Annotated in this window: 11 protein-coding genes and 2 pseudogenes; 10 read left to right on the top strand and 3 right to left on the bottom strand. The window is 71.9% G+C overall.

What is annotated here, in order from left to right:
- Nucleotides 1-51: 51 nt before the first annotated feature.
- From ACFVU9_RS21810 to ACFVU9_RS21800, 3 genes are all read left to right on the top strand, one after another.
- On the top strand, nt 52-345 hold the full coding sequence (locus ACFVU9_RS21810; RefSeq protein ID WP_380435182.1) for a DUF6412 domain-containing protein: 294 nt from the start codon (nt 52-54) through the stop codon (nt 343-345).
- Nucleotides 346-507: 162 nt separating this feature from the next.
- A complete protein-coding gene (locus ACFVU9_RS21805) occupies nt 508-1197 on the top strand; it encodes a YidC/Oxa1 family membrane protein insertase (protein ID WP_387595552.1) in 690 nt (229 codons plus the stop codon).
- Between the two features lie 346 nt (nt 1198-1543).
- Entirely contained in the window at nt 1544-2311 is a 768-nt protein-coding gene (locus tag ACFVU9_RS21800; RefSeq protein WP_380435180.1) for a CDP-alcohol phosphatidyltransferase family protein, read from the top strand.
- 69 nt (nt 2312-2380) lie between these two features.
- On the opposite strand, the gene ACFVU9_RS21795 is transcribed toward ACFVU9_RS21800, so the two are convergent.
- On the bottom strand, nt 2381-3694 hold the full coding sequence (locus tag ACFVU9_RS21795) for a hypothetical protein (protein WP_387595549.1): 1314 nt from the start codon (nt 3692-3694) through the stop codon (nt 2381-2383).
- Nucleotides 3695-4011: 317 nt separating this feature from the next.
- Between ACFVU9_RS21795 and ACFVU9_RS21790 the strand changes: the two genes are divergently transcribed.
- Entirely contained in the window at nt 4012-5781 is a 1770-nt protein-coding gene (locus ACFVU9_RS21790) for a hypothetical protein (RefSeq protein WP_387595546.1), read from the top strand.
- A 17-nt stretch (nt 5782-5798) separates the two neighbouring features.
- On the opposite strand, the gene ACFVU9_RS21785 is transcribed toward ACFVU9_RS21790, so the two are convergent.
- Nucleotides 5799-6227: an ArsR/SmtB family transcription factor gene (locus ACFVU9_RS21785; RefSeq protein WP_380501507.1), complete on the bottom strand. Its 429-nt coding sequence runs from the start codon at nt 6225-6227 to the stop codon at nt 5799-5801.
- Between the two features lie 108 nt (nt 6228-6335).
- Here ACFVU9_RS21785 and ACFVU9_RS21780 point away from each other — a divergent pair, with 108 nt between their 5' ends.
- Both ACFVU9_RS21780 and ACFVU9_RS21775 read left to right on the top strand, forming a co-directional pair.
- Nucleotides 6336-7322, top strand: coding sequence for a zinc-binding alcohol dehydrogenase family protein (locus tag ACFVU9_RS21780; RefSeq protein ID WP_387595543.1), 987 nt, complete (start codon nt 6336-6338; stop codon nt 7320-7322).
- Between the two features lie 1145 nt (nt 7323-8467).
- Nucleotides 8468-8857: a hypothetical protein gene (locus tag ACFVU9_RS21775; protein ID WP_387595540.1), complete on the top strand. Its 390-nt coding sequence runs from the start codon at nt 8468-8470 to the stop codon at nt 8855-8857.
- Here ACFVU9_RS21775 and ACFVU9_RS21770 read toward each other — a convergent pair.
- Nucleotides 8823-9677, bottom strand: a complete 855-nt coding sequence (locus ACFVU9_RS21770; protein WP_387595537.1) for an NAD(P)H-binding protein — start codon at nt 9675-9677, stop codon at nt 8823-8825. The two genes, ACFVU9_RS21775 and ACFVU9_RS21770, sit on opposite strands and share 35 nt — an antisense overlap.
- Before the next feature lie 83 nt (nt 9678-9760).
- Between ACFVU9_RS21770 and ACFVU9_RS21765 the strand changes: the two genes are divergently transcribed.
- From ACFVU9_RS21765 to ACFVU9_RS21750, 4 genes and pseudogenes are all read left to right on the top strand, one after another.
- Nucleotides 9761-10696 (top strand): AraC family transcriptional regulator, encoded by a 936-nt coding sequence (locus ACFVU9_RS21765; protein ID WP_387595534.1) that lies wholly within the window; start codon nt 9761-9763, stop codon nt 10694-10696.
- Nucleotides 10697-11770: 1074 nt separating this feature from the next.
- Nucleotides 11771-12903: pseudogene (locus ACFVU9_RS21760) on the top strand (IS630 family transposase).
- A 1075-nt stretch (nt 12904-13978) separates the two neighbouring features.
- Nucleotides 13979-14254: a hypothetical protein gene (locus ACFVU9_RS21755; protein ID WP_387595531.1), complete on the top strand. Its 276-nt coding sequence runs from the start codon at nt 13979-13981 to the stop codon at nt 14252-14254.
- A gap of 53 nt (nt 14255-14307) precedes the next feature.
- Nucleotides 14308-14425 (top strand): annotated as a pseudogene (locus ACFVU9_RS21750) (IS5/IS1182 family transposase); the annotation flags it as partial.

Here is a 14425-nt window from a genome sequence, read left to right as displayed (position 1 = left end):
AGGCGAGTCCGCCGGGTGAGTCCGCCGGGCACCGAGCGAAGGGAGCACACCGTGACCGTGATCGCGATGCTGTTCGGCCTGCTCCGGGTGCTGACCGGCGAGCTGCTCACCGAGGGCGGATCGCTCGCCTCGGTGGCGACCGTCGCCGCCGTGGTGCTGCTGGCCGGTGCCGTCGCGGGCACGCTCGCCGGGGCCCGGCTGCTGGGGGCGCGCGCTCCCGCCGCCGTCCGCAACGGCATGCTGCGGCGCCGTGCGTTCCGTACGGCCTTCCTGTCCCAGCGCGATCCGGACGCCCGGGGCCGGCGACGCCCCAGGGCACCCGGCGCGGCCCCGGCGGCCGCGTAGCGCCCGGGTCCGTCCGGCGCGGGTCCCAGTCCGGTTCTCCGGCCGGGTCTTGCCGCCCGGCTTCCGGCTGGTTCCCCAGTCCGGTTCCCCATCCCCGCCGTTCCCCGCGGCCGCCCTCCGTCGATCACCCATGTCCCGAGACCCCGGAGGGCTCGCTCCACCATGTCCGTTCTCGCCGTTCTCGACCCTGCCGTCGCCGTCGCCCACACCGTCGTCGCCGGGCTCGCCCACGTCGTCCCGACCGCGCTCGCGATCGTCCTGTTCACCGTCGCCGTCCGTCTCGCCCTGCACCCGCTCGCGCGGGCCGCGGCGCGCGGGGAGAAGGACCGCGCCCGCCTCGCCCCGAAGATCGCCGAGCTGAACCGCAAGCACAAGGACCGCCCGGAGAAGCTCCGCGAGGCGATGGCGGACCTGCACCAGAAGGAGCAGGTCTCGCCGCTGGCCGGCTGCCTGCCGGCGCTCGTGCAGATCCCGTTCTTCTCGGTGATGTACCGGCTGTTCACCACCTCCGACGACCTGCAGGGCCACACCGTGTTCGGCACCCCGCTCGGCCTGCACGTCGCGAACGCCCACGGCGCCGGGCAGCTGGCCGTGTTCGGCGTGCTGTACGCGGGGCTGGCGGCCGTCGGGTACGTGAACTTCCGCCGGGCCCGGCGCGCGGCAGCGGCGGCGCAGACCGCCCAGCCGGGGGCGGCGTTCCTGCCGTACCTGTCGTTCGGGACGGTCCTGTTCGCGGCGCTGGTGCCGCTGGCGGCGGCGCTGTACCTGGTGACGTCGGGGGTGTGGACGGCGACCGAGCGGGCCCTGCTGCACCGCGGCGGGGCGCCGGTGCCGACGCTCGCGGTGGCGTGAGGTCCCGGACGCGGATCCGTTCCCCGCGTGCCCGGTCGCGCGGATGCGTGACGTCACGCGCGTGCACCGCCTGCCGCTCCTCCGGGTCGCCCCCGGCGGCGCGGTAGGCGGCGCGGCAGGCGGCCCGGGTCGGCGGGTCCGGTGGAGCGTCGGACCTCCACGCGGTCCGCGTTCCCGCCAGCCGGATTGACCTCCCCCACCGGATCTCCATGATCCCGACGTCCGGGGTCCAGCCGTCCGTGCGCGGGCGGGGTCCCGGCAGGTTCTACCCTGTGGTGGATCGTTCGATGATCGTTTCGGGACAGGACGTCCGGCGGGTCCCGCCGGACCGGTGGAGGGATTCGTCATGGTGGCTGCTCCGGCGCTTTCGGAGCTGCGCGAGGTGTGCCAGCCGCAGGCCAAGCTGCAGAGTCGCAACGGTGAGCACTGGGCGGGCCGGCTGTACATGCGCCGCCTCTCGTTGCGCACGACCCGGCAGCTGGTGCGGACCTCGGTGTCGCCGAACACCCTCACGTGGGTCATGGTGGTCTGCGGCGTCGGCGGCGGGGCGGCCCTGCTGATCCCCGGCCTGACGGGGGCCGTGCTCGCGGTGGTGCTGTTCCAGCTGTTCCTGCTGTTCGACTGCGTGGACGGCGAAGTGGCGCGCTGGAAGCGCCAGTTCAGCATGGCCGGGGTCTACGTCGACCGCCTCGGCGCCTACCTGGCGGACGCCGCGCTGATGATCGGCGCGGGCGTGCGGGCGGCCCGGGGCGGGTCGGAGCTGTGGGTGTCGGCCGGGCTGGCGGCGGCGCTCGGCGTGGTGCTGCTGAAGGCCTCGACGGACCTGGTGGACGTCGCCCGCGCCCGCAGCGGCGCGGCCCCGGCCGACGAGGAGTCGACCCAGCCGCGCTCCCAGGGCATCGCGACGGCCCGCCGGCTCGCGTCGGTGTTCAAGATCCACCGCGTGACGAACGGCATCGAGGCCTCGCTGGTGCTGCTCGCGGCGGCCGTCGCGGACGCGGCGGTGGGCGGGCTGACGCCGACCCGGGCCGCGCTCGCGGGGATCACGGTGATCACGTGGGGCATGGTGGTGGCGCACCTGGCGTCGATCCTGTCGTCGTCGCGGCTGCGCTGACGCCGCACGGAGCGCACCGAGCGGTTGGAGCCCGTCACCCGGGAGGGTGACGGGCTCCTTGGCGTTCGCTCAGGCCCGGCGCAGCACGCGGCGCAGCCAGAGGGCGCCGGCTCCGAGGCCCGTCAGGGCGAGGCCGCCGCCGAGGAGGGCGGTGGTGTGGTCGGCACCGGTGGAGGCGAGCTGGGCGTCGGCCGCCGGGGCCTGAGGGGCGGGGGCCTGCGGCGCGGGGGTGGTGGACGGGGCCGCCGCCGGGGCGCTCGGGGTGCCGTCGGAGGCCGGCACGACGGGAACGGCCGGGGCCGAGGACGCCGGGGCGGAGGGCGCCGGGGCCGACGGGGCCGAGGTGGACGGAACCGGCTTCGGGGCGGAGGAGGACGGGGTCGGCTCGGGCGTCTTCGTGCCCGCGGGCTGGACCTGCACCTTCGCGCCCGTGGAGCACAGCGTGGTCCCCCAGAACGGCCGCCCCTCGTTGACGAACACGCACGGGTTCACCTCGGTGGCGCCCGCCGGGGTCGTCGCGTCGTACGACACCCGCACCCGGGCCACGAGGTGGCCGCCCGCCCGGAGGCTGGAGTCGCGCCCCTGGAGGTAGACGCCGACCGGCTCCTCGGGCGTGTCACCGGGCACCTTGTCCAGCGTGCGCCAGCCCCCGTCCGCCGTCCGCACCTGGACGGTCGCGTGCTTGTCGACGAACAGGACGTTGCCGAGGTTGGTGTAGTCGGAGGGCGTGGGGTTGTCGAGGACGGCGTCGAACTCGATCGGCGCGCCGCCCGCGACGGCGGAGGCGGGCACGTGGGCGAGGGAGCTCCCGATCGACGTGACCTTGATCGTGCTGGTCGCCTCGGCCTCCACCCGGTCGTGGAGGTGCGGCGGGGTGGTGAGGTCGGAGCGCAGGGTGATCGAATCGAAGCCGCCGTTGGAGGCGCCGTCGTGGGCCAGGCCCATCGGCGCGCCGATCCGCAGGTCGACCTTGCGGGTCCGACCGGCCGGAACGGTGAGTCCGATCACCGTCCCCTCGTACACCACGCTCTCGTTGCCCCTGGTCATCGCCAGCGGTACCGACTTCCACGCGCCGTCGGCCGGGTCCTTGTAGTCGATGACGATCGAGTTCGGCGGCGTTCCGGCCCCGGTGGTGGTCTTCAGCTCCAGGTTGTAACCGGTCTCCTCCGAGCCCGAGTTGGTGATGTTCTCGGTGAACGCGACCGGCCCGCCGGCGAACCCGACCGAGGCCGGGGCCTGGACGGTGAGCGAGGTGCGCGACGGCTCCGCCGCGAAGGCGGCCGGGGCGGTGACCACGACCGATCCGCAGACAGCGGCTGCGCCCAGGGCGGCAGCAGCGACGACGGCGCGACGGGTACGACGGATACGAACGATGGTGGACATGGTTCCCCCCTGGAGCCGCGCTGCGGGCATGCCGCAGCAGCGCACTGATGGCTGATGGCTGGTCGAGAGCGGGCTGCAACTTCCGCGCACCCCGGGAGTTTGATCGTGGCTCCCTGCTTCTCACTGACATAGACGTTCATCCCGGCGATCGGTTGCAGGCGCTTCTCAAGATTCTTTTCGACCCCTCGGACCCGCCGGGAACGACCCCCTCGACCACCTCGACTACATATGACGCTGGACGACATATATAGTCGGGCGACATCAGGGGCGGCCCCGCCCCGCGCACACAGCCGCATCACCAGGGGAGGGGTTGGCACATGCAACTGACGTCCGCACCGGCCACCGACGAGGACCGGATCGCCGAGGGCGCTCCGCACCGCACGGAGCGCCGGACCGACCCGAGGCGCTGGCTCCGCATCTGGGTGCTGTTCGCCGGGTACTTCGCCGAGGTCCTGTTCCGGCTCTACCTCGTGCGGGACTTCAGCTACCCGTCCGTCCACCCCGACGAGGAGTCGTACCTCGTCCTCGCCCGGGTCCTGGCCGGACACCCCACGACCGAGATGCCCGTCGGCGTCGTCATCCCGGGCGGATACCCGCTGCTCATCTCCCCCGCCCTGCGCATCGCCGACGACCCGTCCACCGCCTACCACCTCGTGATGGGCATCAACGCCCTGCTCAACGCACTCGTCTTCCCCCTGGCCTGGGTCGGCCTGCGCCGCCTCGGCCTCGGGCGGCCCCAGGCGTACGCGTTCGCCGCCGCGACGGCGCTGCTGCCGCCGCTCGTCTTCTACTCGGAATTCGCGCTGACGGACACCGTCATGCCCGTCCTCGTCCTGGCCTGGCTGCTCTGCCTGCACGGCTGGCTCGCGGACGGCACGACCCGCCGCCGCGCGTGGCACGCCGCCGGCGCCGGGCTGACCGCCGCCTACGCGATGGCCACGCACGACCGCGGGGGCGTCGTCGTCGCCCTCACCGGCGTGGTGTTCGCCGGGGTCCTGCTGCTGCGCTGGGCGCCGTGGCGCTCGACGGTGGCGGGCCTCGGCTCGCTGGGGGCGGGCGTCCTCGGCGCCAAGCTGCTGGACTCCTGGCTACGCGCGCGGTTCACCGTGCCGGTCAGCGACGTCGGCGGCTTCCTGTGGAAGGGCCTGACCGACCCGCAGGCGGCCTCGCGGACCCTGACCCGGACGGCCGGCCAGATCTGGTACGTCATCATCTCCACCTGGGGAGTCGCCGGAGTGGCCGTCGTGATCTGCCTGTTCGCCGTCTTCGACAAGCGCGTCACCCGGCCGTACCGGGTCGTCGGCGGGGTGCTGGTCGCGCTGCTCGTCGGCACCGCGCTGGCGGCGGCCGCCGCACTGCCGGACGACAAGCGGATCGACGACTGGGTGTACGCCCGCTACACGGCGTGCCTCGTCCCGGCGGCCTTCGTGATCGGCAGCGCGGCACTGGCCCGACTCCGGGGCCGCGCCCTGGGCCGGACCCTGGCCGGGGCGGCCGGGCTCACGCTGGCACTCGGCGGCGCGGTGGTGCTGTCGGCCGGCCCGCTGCTCAAGACGCAGGCCTTCGTCGCCTGGGGCATGCCGGACGCCCTGCTCCTCGGCGGCGACTGGAGCTCGCTGCACATCATGCGGACGACCGCCGTCGCGTTCGCCGTGCTCGGCCTCGTGGTCCTGCTGCGGACGATCACCTCGCGCCGGGCGGTCTGGCTCGCCGTCGCGCTGGCACTGTTCGCCGGGTTCGCCACCGTCACGATCACCGACCGGATCAGCTACCCGCACTCGAACTGGCGCCGGAGCCTCGCCACCGGCTTCACCGAGCGGGCCGGCCTCCACCCGGACGACAGCGTCGTGTTCAGCTGGGACGGCGACTGGGGGATCCGCAGCACGCAGGCCTTCGAGGTCTACCGGGGCCGCGTCTGGTACCTCGACCCGCGCAACCGGCCGATCCCCGCGGCGGCCACGGCGGTCGTCATGCCCCCGGCCACCGAGGGCGCGGAGCCGGAGGCGGCCTGGCCGGGGCATCCGGCCGAATGGTTCGTCGAGCGGGTCGACCGGCAGCAGGGGTGGATGGTCTGGCGCCGGCGCTGAGCTCGGCACCTTCGGGATCAGGCGCCGCCGGGCTCTTCCAGGGGCTCTTCCCTGGGCTCTTCCAGGGGCTCTTCCACGGGCTCGGCGGCGCTCTCGTACGTGGTGCTCTCGTACTCGGCGCTCTCGTACGCGGCGAGGACGGTGGCCAGCAGGGCCGGGAAGCGCGCCTCCAGATCGGCCGAACGCAGCGCGGTGAGGCGGCGGTTGGCCTCCTCGCGCTGGCGGATGAGGCCGGACTCGCGCAGCACCTTGAAGTGGTGGCTGAGCGTGGACGGCGCGACGTCCACCGGGAAGGTGCCGCAGGCGCGCTCGGGCTCGGCGGCGAGGGTGCGCACGATCGTCATCCGGGTGGGGTCGGAGAGCGCGTGCAGCACGTCGAGCAGGTCGATGTCCTCGACTTCCGGGTGCGCGAGCGCCGTCCGGCGGCGGCTGGTGCTGCGGGGCACGGGTGGGCCTCCAGGTTCGGCGTCTTTCTTCGATGTTCGACAAACATCGAAGATGAGTGGTACTAATTTCGTCGTTCGTAGAACATCGTAGCTCCAGGGGGAACCGACATGCGCGCACTCGTGATGACCGCACCCGGCGGGGCGGAGAACTCGCAGGTCAAGGACGTCGAGACGGCGAAGCCCGGCCCCGGGCAGGTGGCCGTCGACGTCGCCTACGCCGGACTCAACTTCGTCGACGTCATGGCGCGGCGCGGTGACGGCGGCTACACCTCCGAGTGGCCGTACCTGCCGGGCAAGGAGGTGGCCGGGACGGTCCGGGCGCTCGGCGAGGGCGTCACGGGGCTCGCGGTCGGCGACCGGGTCGTGGCCGCACCGGTCGGCGGCGGACTGGCGGAGGTCGCCGTCGCCGAGGCCGCGCTCACCGTGCCCGTCCCGGACGGGGTCGGGCTGCGCGAGGCCGCGGCCGTCCCGCTGGGCCTGGCCACGTCCGTCCTGCTGCTCACCGACGCGGGGCGCTTCACCGCCGGCGACACCGTGCTCGTGCACTCGGCGGGCGGCGGGATCGGCAGCGCCGTCGCCCAGTTGGTGCCACTGCTGGGCGGGGGCCGGCTGCTCGGCACGGTGGGCCGGCCGGAGAAGGCCGCGGCGGCCGTCGCGGCCGGGTACGACGCGGCGTTCGCGCGCGACGAGGACCTGGTCGAGGCCGTCCGGAAGGCCACGGACGGGCAGGGCGTCGACCTGATCCTCGACCCGCTCGGCACCTCGGCCCTGCCGACCGACCTCGACCTCGCCGCCCCCGGCGGCCGGATCGTCCTCTTCGGCAACGCGGGCGGCGGCGCCGTCGACGCTCTGCCACCGCTCGGCCGCCTCATGGCCGGCAACCTCACCGTCACCGGCTTCAGCCACCGCGGCCTGGCCGCCACCGCCCCCGCGAAGCTGGCCCGCGCGATCCGCCGAGCCATGGACTTCCTCGCCGGGGCCCACCTCCCCCTCCCCGTCACCGAACTGGCCGACCTCACCGACGTCCCCGCCGCCCACGACGCCATGGAGACGGGGAGGGCGACGGGCAAGTACGTGGTGCGGGTGGCCGGTTGAGCGAGAAAGCGAGAAGTCGACTCGGCCGACTTCTCGCGCCCACCGACAGGCATCGCATCCCCGGGCAGGCCACCGCCTTCTGGATCCGCAGCCGGCCGCCCGAGGCCCCGTGCGTAGGAAGTCGGCTGGGTCGACTTCCCGCGCAGGACCTAACCACACGCCGGCGCAGCAGAAGCACCCACACCGAGACCACTGGGCGGGCCTCCCGTGGACGCCGCACAGGAAGTCGGCCACATCGACTTCCCGCGCAAGCCCCCGGCACAACCAAGCAGACCCCAAGGCGAACACCGCGCAGAAAGTCGGCGAGGTCAACCTCCTACGCAGGACCCAACCGTGCACCAGCACAACAGAAGCACCCCCACCCAGACCACCGAGCGGGCCTCCCGGAGAACGCCGCACAGGAAGTCGGCCAGATCGACTTCCTGTGCAAGGCCCCGGCACAACCGAACAGACCCCAAGGCGAACGCCGCGTAGGAAGCCGGCGAGGTCGACCTCCTACGCAGGACCTGACCGCACACCGCCGCAGCAGGAGCACCCACACCGAACCACTGGGCGGGCCTCCCGTGGACGCCGCACAGGAAGTCGGCCACATCGACTTCCTGTGCAAGGCGCTCCTTGGCCGGCTGCGGGAACGTTTCTGCCTCCCGGGCGATCCTGTCGCGAGAAGTCAGCTGGGCCGACTTCTCGCGCGGGCCGGATCACCTGGCCACGCAGCCGGCCTTCCGTGCATAACGCCTCTTGCCGGCACCTCAGCTCGCGGCAGCCAGCAGGAACGTTTCGACACGGGCAGCTGGGCAACGGCCGGCCTCCGCGCGAGAAGTCGGTGAGGTCGACTTTCCGCGCAGCCCCCGCAGCCTCGCAACCGAGGGGGCGAAGGGGCGCTGCATCAGAAGTCGGAAGGATCGACTTCTGATGCAGCGCCCACCGTTTCCGGCAGGCGCAGGAACGTTCCACCTTCTGCAGTCGCGAGAAGTCGGCGGGATCGACTTCTCGTGCGTGGGCACCGATGCACGGCTCGACTTCCGAGGCCGACCGGGAGAAAGCGCGGATACATCGAGGGAAATCACGGCGATGTACATGTCAGCATGGCGACACTTTGCGGACCCGCCGTGGGGCCCGCACGGATCCTGGGAGCAATGATCCACATGCGACGGATACGAACCCTCGCCGTCTGCCTGACCTCGGCCGCCCTGCTCGGCGCGCCGCTGGCGTTCGGGCCGGCTGCTCAGGCTGCCGAGGGGTGCGCCAAGGCGAACGTGTGTCTGTACTCGGGGAAGGGCGGACGCGGGGCCATCGTGTGGCAGGGGCCGCTGTCACAGCTTCGGGGTTCCGACATCACCGGCATCACGCCCTCGGTGCAGGCCAAGTCGGTCCGTACGCCCCTCCCCGCCGGCGAGGACTGTGCGGTCGGGCTGTTCCCCGATCGGGACCTCGGCGGGGAGGCGAAGTGGGCCAACGGGCCCCTCACCGACCTCACCGCCCCCGGGAGCACTCAGCCCGTCACGGTCGCCTCGGCGTACGTGGATTGCGGCTGAGCCGACTGCCGGCGACGAAGTCCTCGAACGAGCGGGGCGGGCGGGCGAGGGCTCGTTCAACGCCGTCGGAGACGGTGATGCCCCTCCCCTCGCGGATGTCGATGAGCAGGTTGGTGAAGATGCGGGCGACGGCGGGCGGGGTGCCCTGGGCGGTCAGGAGTTCCAGGTACGCCTCCGGCGCGATGGGGGTGTAGCTGATCGGGCGGCCTGTCGCGGTGGCGATCCGCTCGACGGCTTCGGCGAAGCCGAGCGGGCGCGGGCCGGTCAGTTGGTAGGTCTGGCCGTTGTGGCCGGCCTCGGCGGTGAGGGCGGCCACCGCCACGTCGGCGATGTCCTCGGCGTCGATGAACGGCGTCCGCCCGTCCCCGGCGGGGAGGGCGAGGTTTCCGGCCTCGATGCCCGGAAGCCAGAACGTTTCGCTGAAGTTCTGTGCGAACCAGCCGGGTTGGAGCACCGTCCACTCCACGCCCGATTCGCGCACCGCCTGCTCGGCGGCTTTCAGCGGGTGGTCGTCACCCGCCTCGCCGACCCCGTGGGCGGAGAGCAGCACCAGGCGCCGCACCCCCGCCGCCACGGCTTCGGCGACCAGCCTCGGGAGGCGTTCGTGGCGGTCGGCGCCCGGACGGAGGTCGGGCTCCATCAGGTAGGCGGCGCGGACGCTGTCCAGTGCCGGCGCCCAACTCGCCGGGTCGCCAAGGTCGAAGTGGACGTCGCCGCCGCTGCGAGAAGCCGTACGAACGGGGTGACCGGAGGCGCGCAGGCGGCGGGCGATGCGGCGGCCGGTCGTGCCCGTGCCGCCGAGAACGAGGAATGTCTGCATGCCCACCAGGAAATCCCGCTGGGGGCAGACGATCCATGGGAGATCGTCGCCGTCTCCTTTGCGATCGTCTAGCGTGAGCCGCCATGGACGTCCTCAGTGATCTCCTCCACCGGGCCCGCGCGAGCAACGCCCAGGTGCGGCAACTGGTGCAGCGCCCGCCCTGGTCGATGACCTTCGCCGATCCCCCGCCCCTCACCGTCATCGCGGCACTCGGCGGGCACGCGTCGATCCGGCTCGACGAGGAACCGGGTACGACCCCGGTGCGGCTCACCGCTGGTGACATCGCGCTGATCACGGGAGCCGGCCGGTACACGATCGCCGACGATCCTGACACCCCGCCCCAGGTGGTGATCCGCGCCGGCGTGAAGCAGTACCTCAATGGCCCGGCGCATCAGAACCTCGCCCCGCGCACGTACGGCGACGGGCTACCCGGCGCCACCACCCTGCTCCGTGGCGCGTACGACCTGCGCGACGACTTCGGCGGCCGCCTGCTGGGCATGCTCCCGCCGCTGGCCGTCGTACCCGCGGGCCCCCGAACCCGCGGCGCGCTCGACCTGCTCGCCGCCGAGGTCGCCGAGGAGGAGCCCGGGCAGGACGCGGTCCTGAACCGCCTCCTGGACCTCGTCCTGGTGCTCGCCCTCCGCGCGTGGTGCACCCGGCCGGAGGCCCAATCCCCCTCCTGGTTCCGCGCGTTGGCGACCCCGGCCGTCGGCGACGCACTGCGGCTCCTGCACGAGGAACCGGCCCACCGCTGGACGGTCGCCGAACTGGCCGGACGGGTCGGGCTGTCGCGGGCCGCGTTCGCGGCGCGGTTCGCCACACTGGTGGGGGAGCCGCCGCTCACCTATCTCACCGGCTGGCGGATGGACCTGGCCGCGAACCTCCTCCGGAACGGCGACGACACCATCGCGGCGGTGGCACGGGACGTCGGCTACGAGGATGCCTTCGCGTTCAGCGTCGCGTTCAAGCGCGCCCGAGGACTCAGCCCGTCGGAGTGGCGGCGAGCAGTGCAAGAGTGAGGAATGCGGATCGCGCGGGAAGTCGGACCGGCCGACTTCCTGCACCACGCCGAGCCGGCCAGCCCCGTCCGACTCATGCGGGCAAGCCACCGCGCACCCGGGCACGGTCACGCGGTTGAGGCCCGCGATTGCGTGGGAAGTCGGCCGGTCCGACTTCCTGTGTGCTATCGAAGCGGTCGGCCACACTGGGCTTTTGCGGGCCAACCTCGCTGGCCAGCGGACGGACAACGGCCGTTCGACGCACCCATTGGGCACCGGGCCACAATCGGGAGCCCAGTTCGCCGAAGAGGCGCTCCGAGCAGCGTGCGTAAGGCGAGCCGTCTGCGCAAGAAGCCGACGTGGCCGACTTCTCGGGTGCACCCTCGGCACGGCAGATGCACCCCCACCGGGCCACCGGGCAGATGCCGGCACGAGCGCCGCGTAGGAATTCGGCCGCGTCGACTTCCTGCACCAGGGCATCCTCGACCAAGGCGGCAGGAACCTTTCTTCTTCGGCGGATTGGACGAGAAGTCGGCCCAGCGGACTTCCTACGCCGGCACGGGCTCCTTTGGGCGCCGACAACGGACGGACCTGGCCACGCACGGCGGCAGAAACGCTTCTTCTGCCTTGGCACGTCCGAGCGCACGAGAAGTCGGCTGGGTCGACTTCTCGTGCGGATCCCAACCAGCCGCCAGCACGGCAGATGCACCCCCACCGGGGCCCACTAGTGCCGCGTCAGACAGCCTTTGCCCTGGCCTGGATACGGTGAGGCCGTGAGTGGAAGAGATCAGCCAGACCTGGACGAGATCGAGTCGTGGTTCTCTGCTGTGGCCGACGGACGCGTAAGCCGGGATGCAGCCGACCGGTGGGCCGGGCGTTGGTTCCTCGATGACGAATTGGAATGGGACGACCTGTCACTGTGGGCGCTGGAGCACCTCCACGGGATCGATTTGCGGCCGGGGCCCGAGGAACCGTACCTGCACAACGACGAGCAGGTACGAGAGTGGCTGGAGGAGCTACGGCGGCGCCGCGCCAGGTAGCGCACACCGAAGGCGCTCCTGTCCCCGTCCGCTCCTGACGCGAGGCTGTTGGCGCATGGCAGAACGAGTAAGGGTCCGTGAGATTGATGACGGCGAGGGCGGGCGGTTGCTGCGGATCGTCCGCCGGGGCACTGGGTCGGTGGTGACCTGGCGGCGGGCCCGGATGGTGCTGCTGTCGGCCCAGGGAATGCCCGTGGCGAAGAACGCCGAGGTCACGTTCACCAGCGCGGACCGGGTCCGCGACGTGATCCACAACTCAACGCCGACGGCTTCGACTCGCTCTGCCCGAAATACAAGGGCGCACGGCCGAGGACGTTCACGCTGCCCGAGCGCCGGGAGACCAAGAAAATCGCCAAGTCGAAGCCGGCCGAGCACGGCCTGCCGTTCTCGACCTGGAGCCTGGCCAAGCTGGCCGACTTCCTGGTCGCCGAGGGGGTGGTCGACGACATCAGCCACGAGGGCCTTCGGGTCCTGCTCCGCGAGGAGGGCGTCTCGTTTCAACGCGTGAAAACCTGGAAGACCTCGAAGGATCCCGACTACGCAGCCAAGAGAGCCCGGGTCGAACACCTCTACGCGATCGCCGACGGCGAGGTCATTCCCGAAGAGGGCGAGCCCGAAGTCGTCTTCTGCCTGGACGAGTTCGGTCCGCTCAACCTCCAACCGCACCCGGGCCGGCAGTGGGCCGAACGCGGCGGCAAGGGCAAGGACCCCGACCGCGGGCCCAGAGCCCGGCGGCGGGCCACTTATACCCGACCGCACGGCGTCCGGCACCTGTTCGCCGCATACGACCTCGCCAAGGACCAGCTCTACGGCCACGTCAAGAAGACCAAGAACCGCTCCAAGTTCCTGGAGTTCTGCCGCTACCTGCGCTCACTGCACCCGGCGGACGTTCGTATTGCGATCGTCTGCGACAACTACTCGCCGCACCTGACGACGAAGCGGTGCCAGCGGGTCGGGACGCGGGCGGCGGCGAACAACGTCGCGATCGCCTACACCCCGACCAACAGCTCCTGGCTCAACCGGATCGAGGCCCAGTTCACCGCCCTTCGCTACTTCGCCCTCGACGGCACCGACCACGCCAGCCACAAAGAACAGGGCAGTATGATCCGCCGCTGCATCATCTGGCGGAACAAGCACGCCGCCGACGAGCGCCTACGCGAAGTCGTCACCAGGGCGAACGTTGCCTGATGCGGCACTAGGAAGATCCCGCGACAAGCCCCCCAGGAAGTCGGCCACATCGACTTCCTACACCAGGGCATCCTCAGCCGACGCGGCAGGAACCTTTCTTCTTCGGCGGATCGCACAGGAAGTCGGCCCAGCGGACTTCCTACGCCGGGCGCCGGCAGTGGGCGGACCTGGCCACGCACGGCGGCAGGAGCGTTTCGTCTGCCTTGGCACGTTCGGGCGCGCGAGAAGTCGACTGGGTCGACTTCTCGTGCGGATCCCAGCCAGCCGCCAGCGCGGCAGATGCACCCCCACCGGGGCTACCGGGCGGATCCCGCGACAAGCGCCCCGCAGGAAGTCGGCCGCGTCGACTTCCTACGCCAGGGCGGCCTTGGCCACGGCGGCAGGAACCTTTCTTCTTCGGCGGATTGTGCAGGTAGTCAGCCCAGCAGACTTCCTACGCCGCGCACCGGCAGTGGACGGGCCTGGCCACGCACGGCGGCAGGAGCGTTTCGTCTGCCTTGGCACGTCCAGGCGCACGAGAAGTCGGCCGGGGCGACTTCTCACGCGGACCCCAACCAACGGCCAGCGCGGCAGATACACCCCGCCGGGGCTACCGGGCGGATCCCGCGACAAGCGCCCCGCAGGAAGTCGGCCGCGTCGACTTCCTACGCCAGGGTGTCCTTGGCCACGGCGGCAGGAACCTTTCTTCTTCGGCGGATTGTGCAGGAAGTCGGCCCAGCGGACTTCCTGCGCTGCGGCGGGCTTCTGGCCACGTGCAGCGGCCCGGTCGCCGCGTCTGCTGGGCGCCAGTTGCCCTCGGAGCGGCGGCGGGCAGCGTGCATGAGGCCCGCGACCTTGTGCAGGAAGTCGGACCGGCCGACTTCCTGTGTCTTGCCGAGCTGACCGGTTGGCCGGGGGGGGGTCGGGCCGCGCACGAGGTGTGGGGATCGCAAAGGAAGTCGGACTGGCCGACTTCTCGCGATGCGTCGGGCCTTCGGTGGCTGGCGAACGGGCCGCTTGAGGGGGTGCGAATTATGCGCGAAGTCGGGTGGGGTGGGGGTTATCTTGGGCGCTTCGGGAGAGGAGGTGGGGTGTCTTGTTGATCGAGTTCGTTCGGCGGGTGGATGGCCTGACGTATCGGTTCCTCCGTGACGGTGACTTCAACGGCAGACCCTCGTTCAAGCGGCTCGATCTGGATCTCTGGTGCCGCTGGTTCCCCGACCGGGGGTGGTGCACCGTCGATGCGCACGGGACTGCCAACTCCTGGCCACTGCTGGGGCGTACGGGTGGCGAGGAGCCGTTCCCGCCCCTTGGGCCCTGGCGCAGCTGGAAGGGCGGCAAGTCCTACCTCTACGATCTCCGCAGCTTCTAGGTTCTGTACGGCGGATCTTGTGACCGTCGCATGATCGGTTCGTTGTACTGGTCATGGGGCGGGGAGATCTGAGCAGGGACGAGTGGGACCGGCTGAAGCCGCACCTGCCGGCGAACGGGCGGCAGGGCGGCCGGTGGGCCAGTCATCGACGGGTGATCAACGGGATTCTCT

Source organism: Kitasatospora sp. NPDC057936 (assembly GCF_042887525.1).
GTDB lineage: Bacteria > Actinomycetota > Actinomycetes > Streptomycetales > Streptomycetaceae > Kitasatospora.
This window is presented reverse-complemented; position numbering and strand designations above follow the sequence as displayed.

Bases quoted from the DNA above. Each gene is read 5' to 3' on its own strand.
- ACFVU9_RS21805 (WP_387595552.1), top strand. From the start codon at position 508: ATGTCCGTTCTCGCCGTTCTCGACCCTGCCGTCGCCGTCGCCCACACC.
- ACFVU9_RS21795 (WP_387595549.1), bottom strand. From the start codon at position 3,694: ATGTCCACCATCGTTCGTATCCGTCGTACCCGTCGCGCCGTCGTCGCT.
- ACFVU9_RS21770 (WP_387595537.1), bottom strand. From the start codon at position 9,677: ATGCAGACATTCCTCGTTCTCGGCGGCACGGGCACGACCGGCCGCCGC.
- ACFVU9_RS21775 (WP_387595540.1), top strand. From the start codon at position 8,468: ATGCGACGGATACGAACCCTCGCCGTCTGCCTGACCTCGGCCGCCCTG.
- ACFVU9_RS21790 (WP_387595546.1), top strand. From the start codon at position 4,012: ATGCAACTGACGTCCGCACCGGCCACCGACGAGGACCGGATCGCCGAG.
- ACFVU9_RS21780 (WP_387595543.1), top strand. From the start codon at position 6,336: ATGCGCGCACTCGTGATGACCGCACCCGGCGGGGCGGAGAACTCGCAG.
- ACFVU9_RS21765 (WP_387595534.1), top strand. From the start codon at position 9,761: ATGGACGTCCTCAGTGATCTCCTCCACCGGGCCCGCGCGAGCAACGCC.
- ACFVU9_RS21800 (WP_380435180.1), top strand. From the start codon at position 1,544: ATGGTGGCTGCTCCGGCGCTTTCGGAGCTGCGCGAGGTGTGCCAGCCG.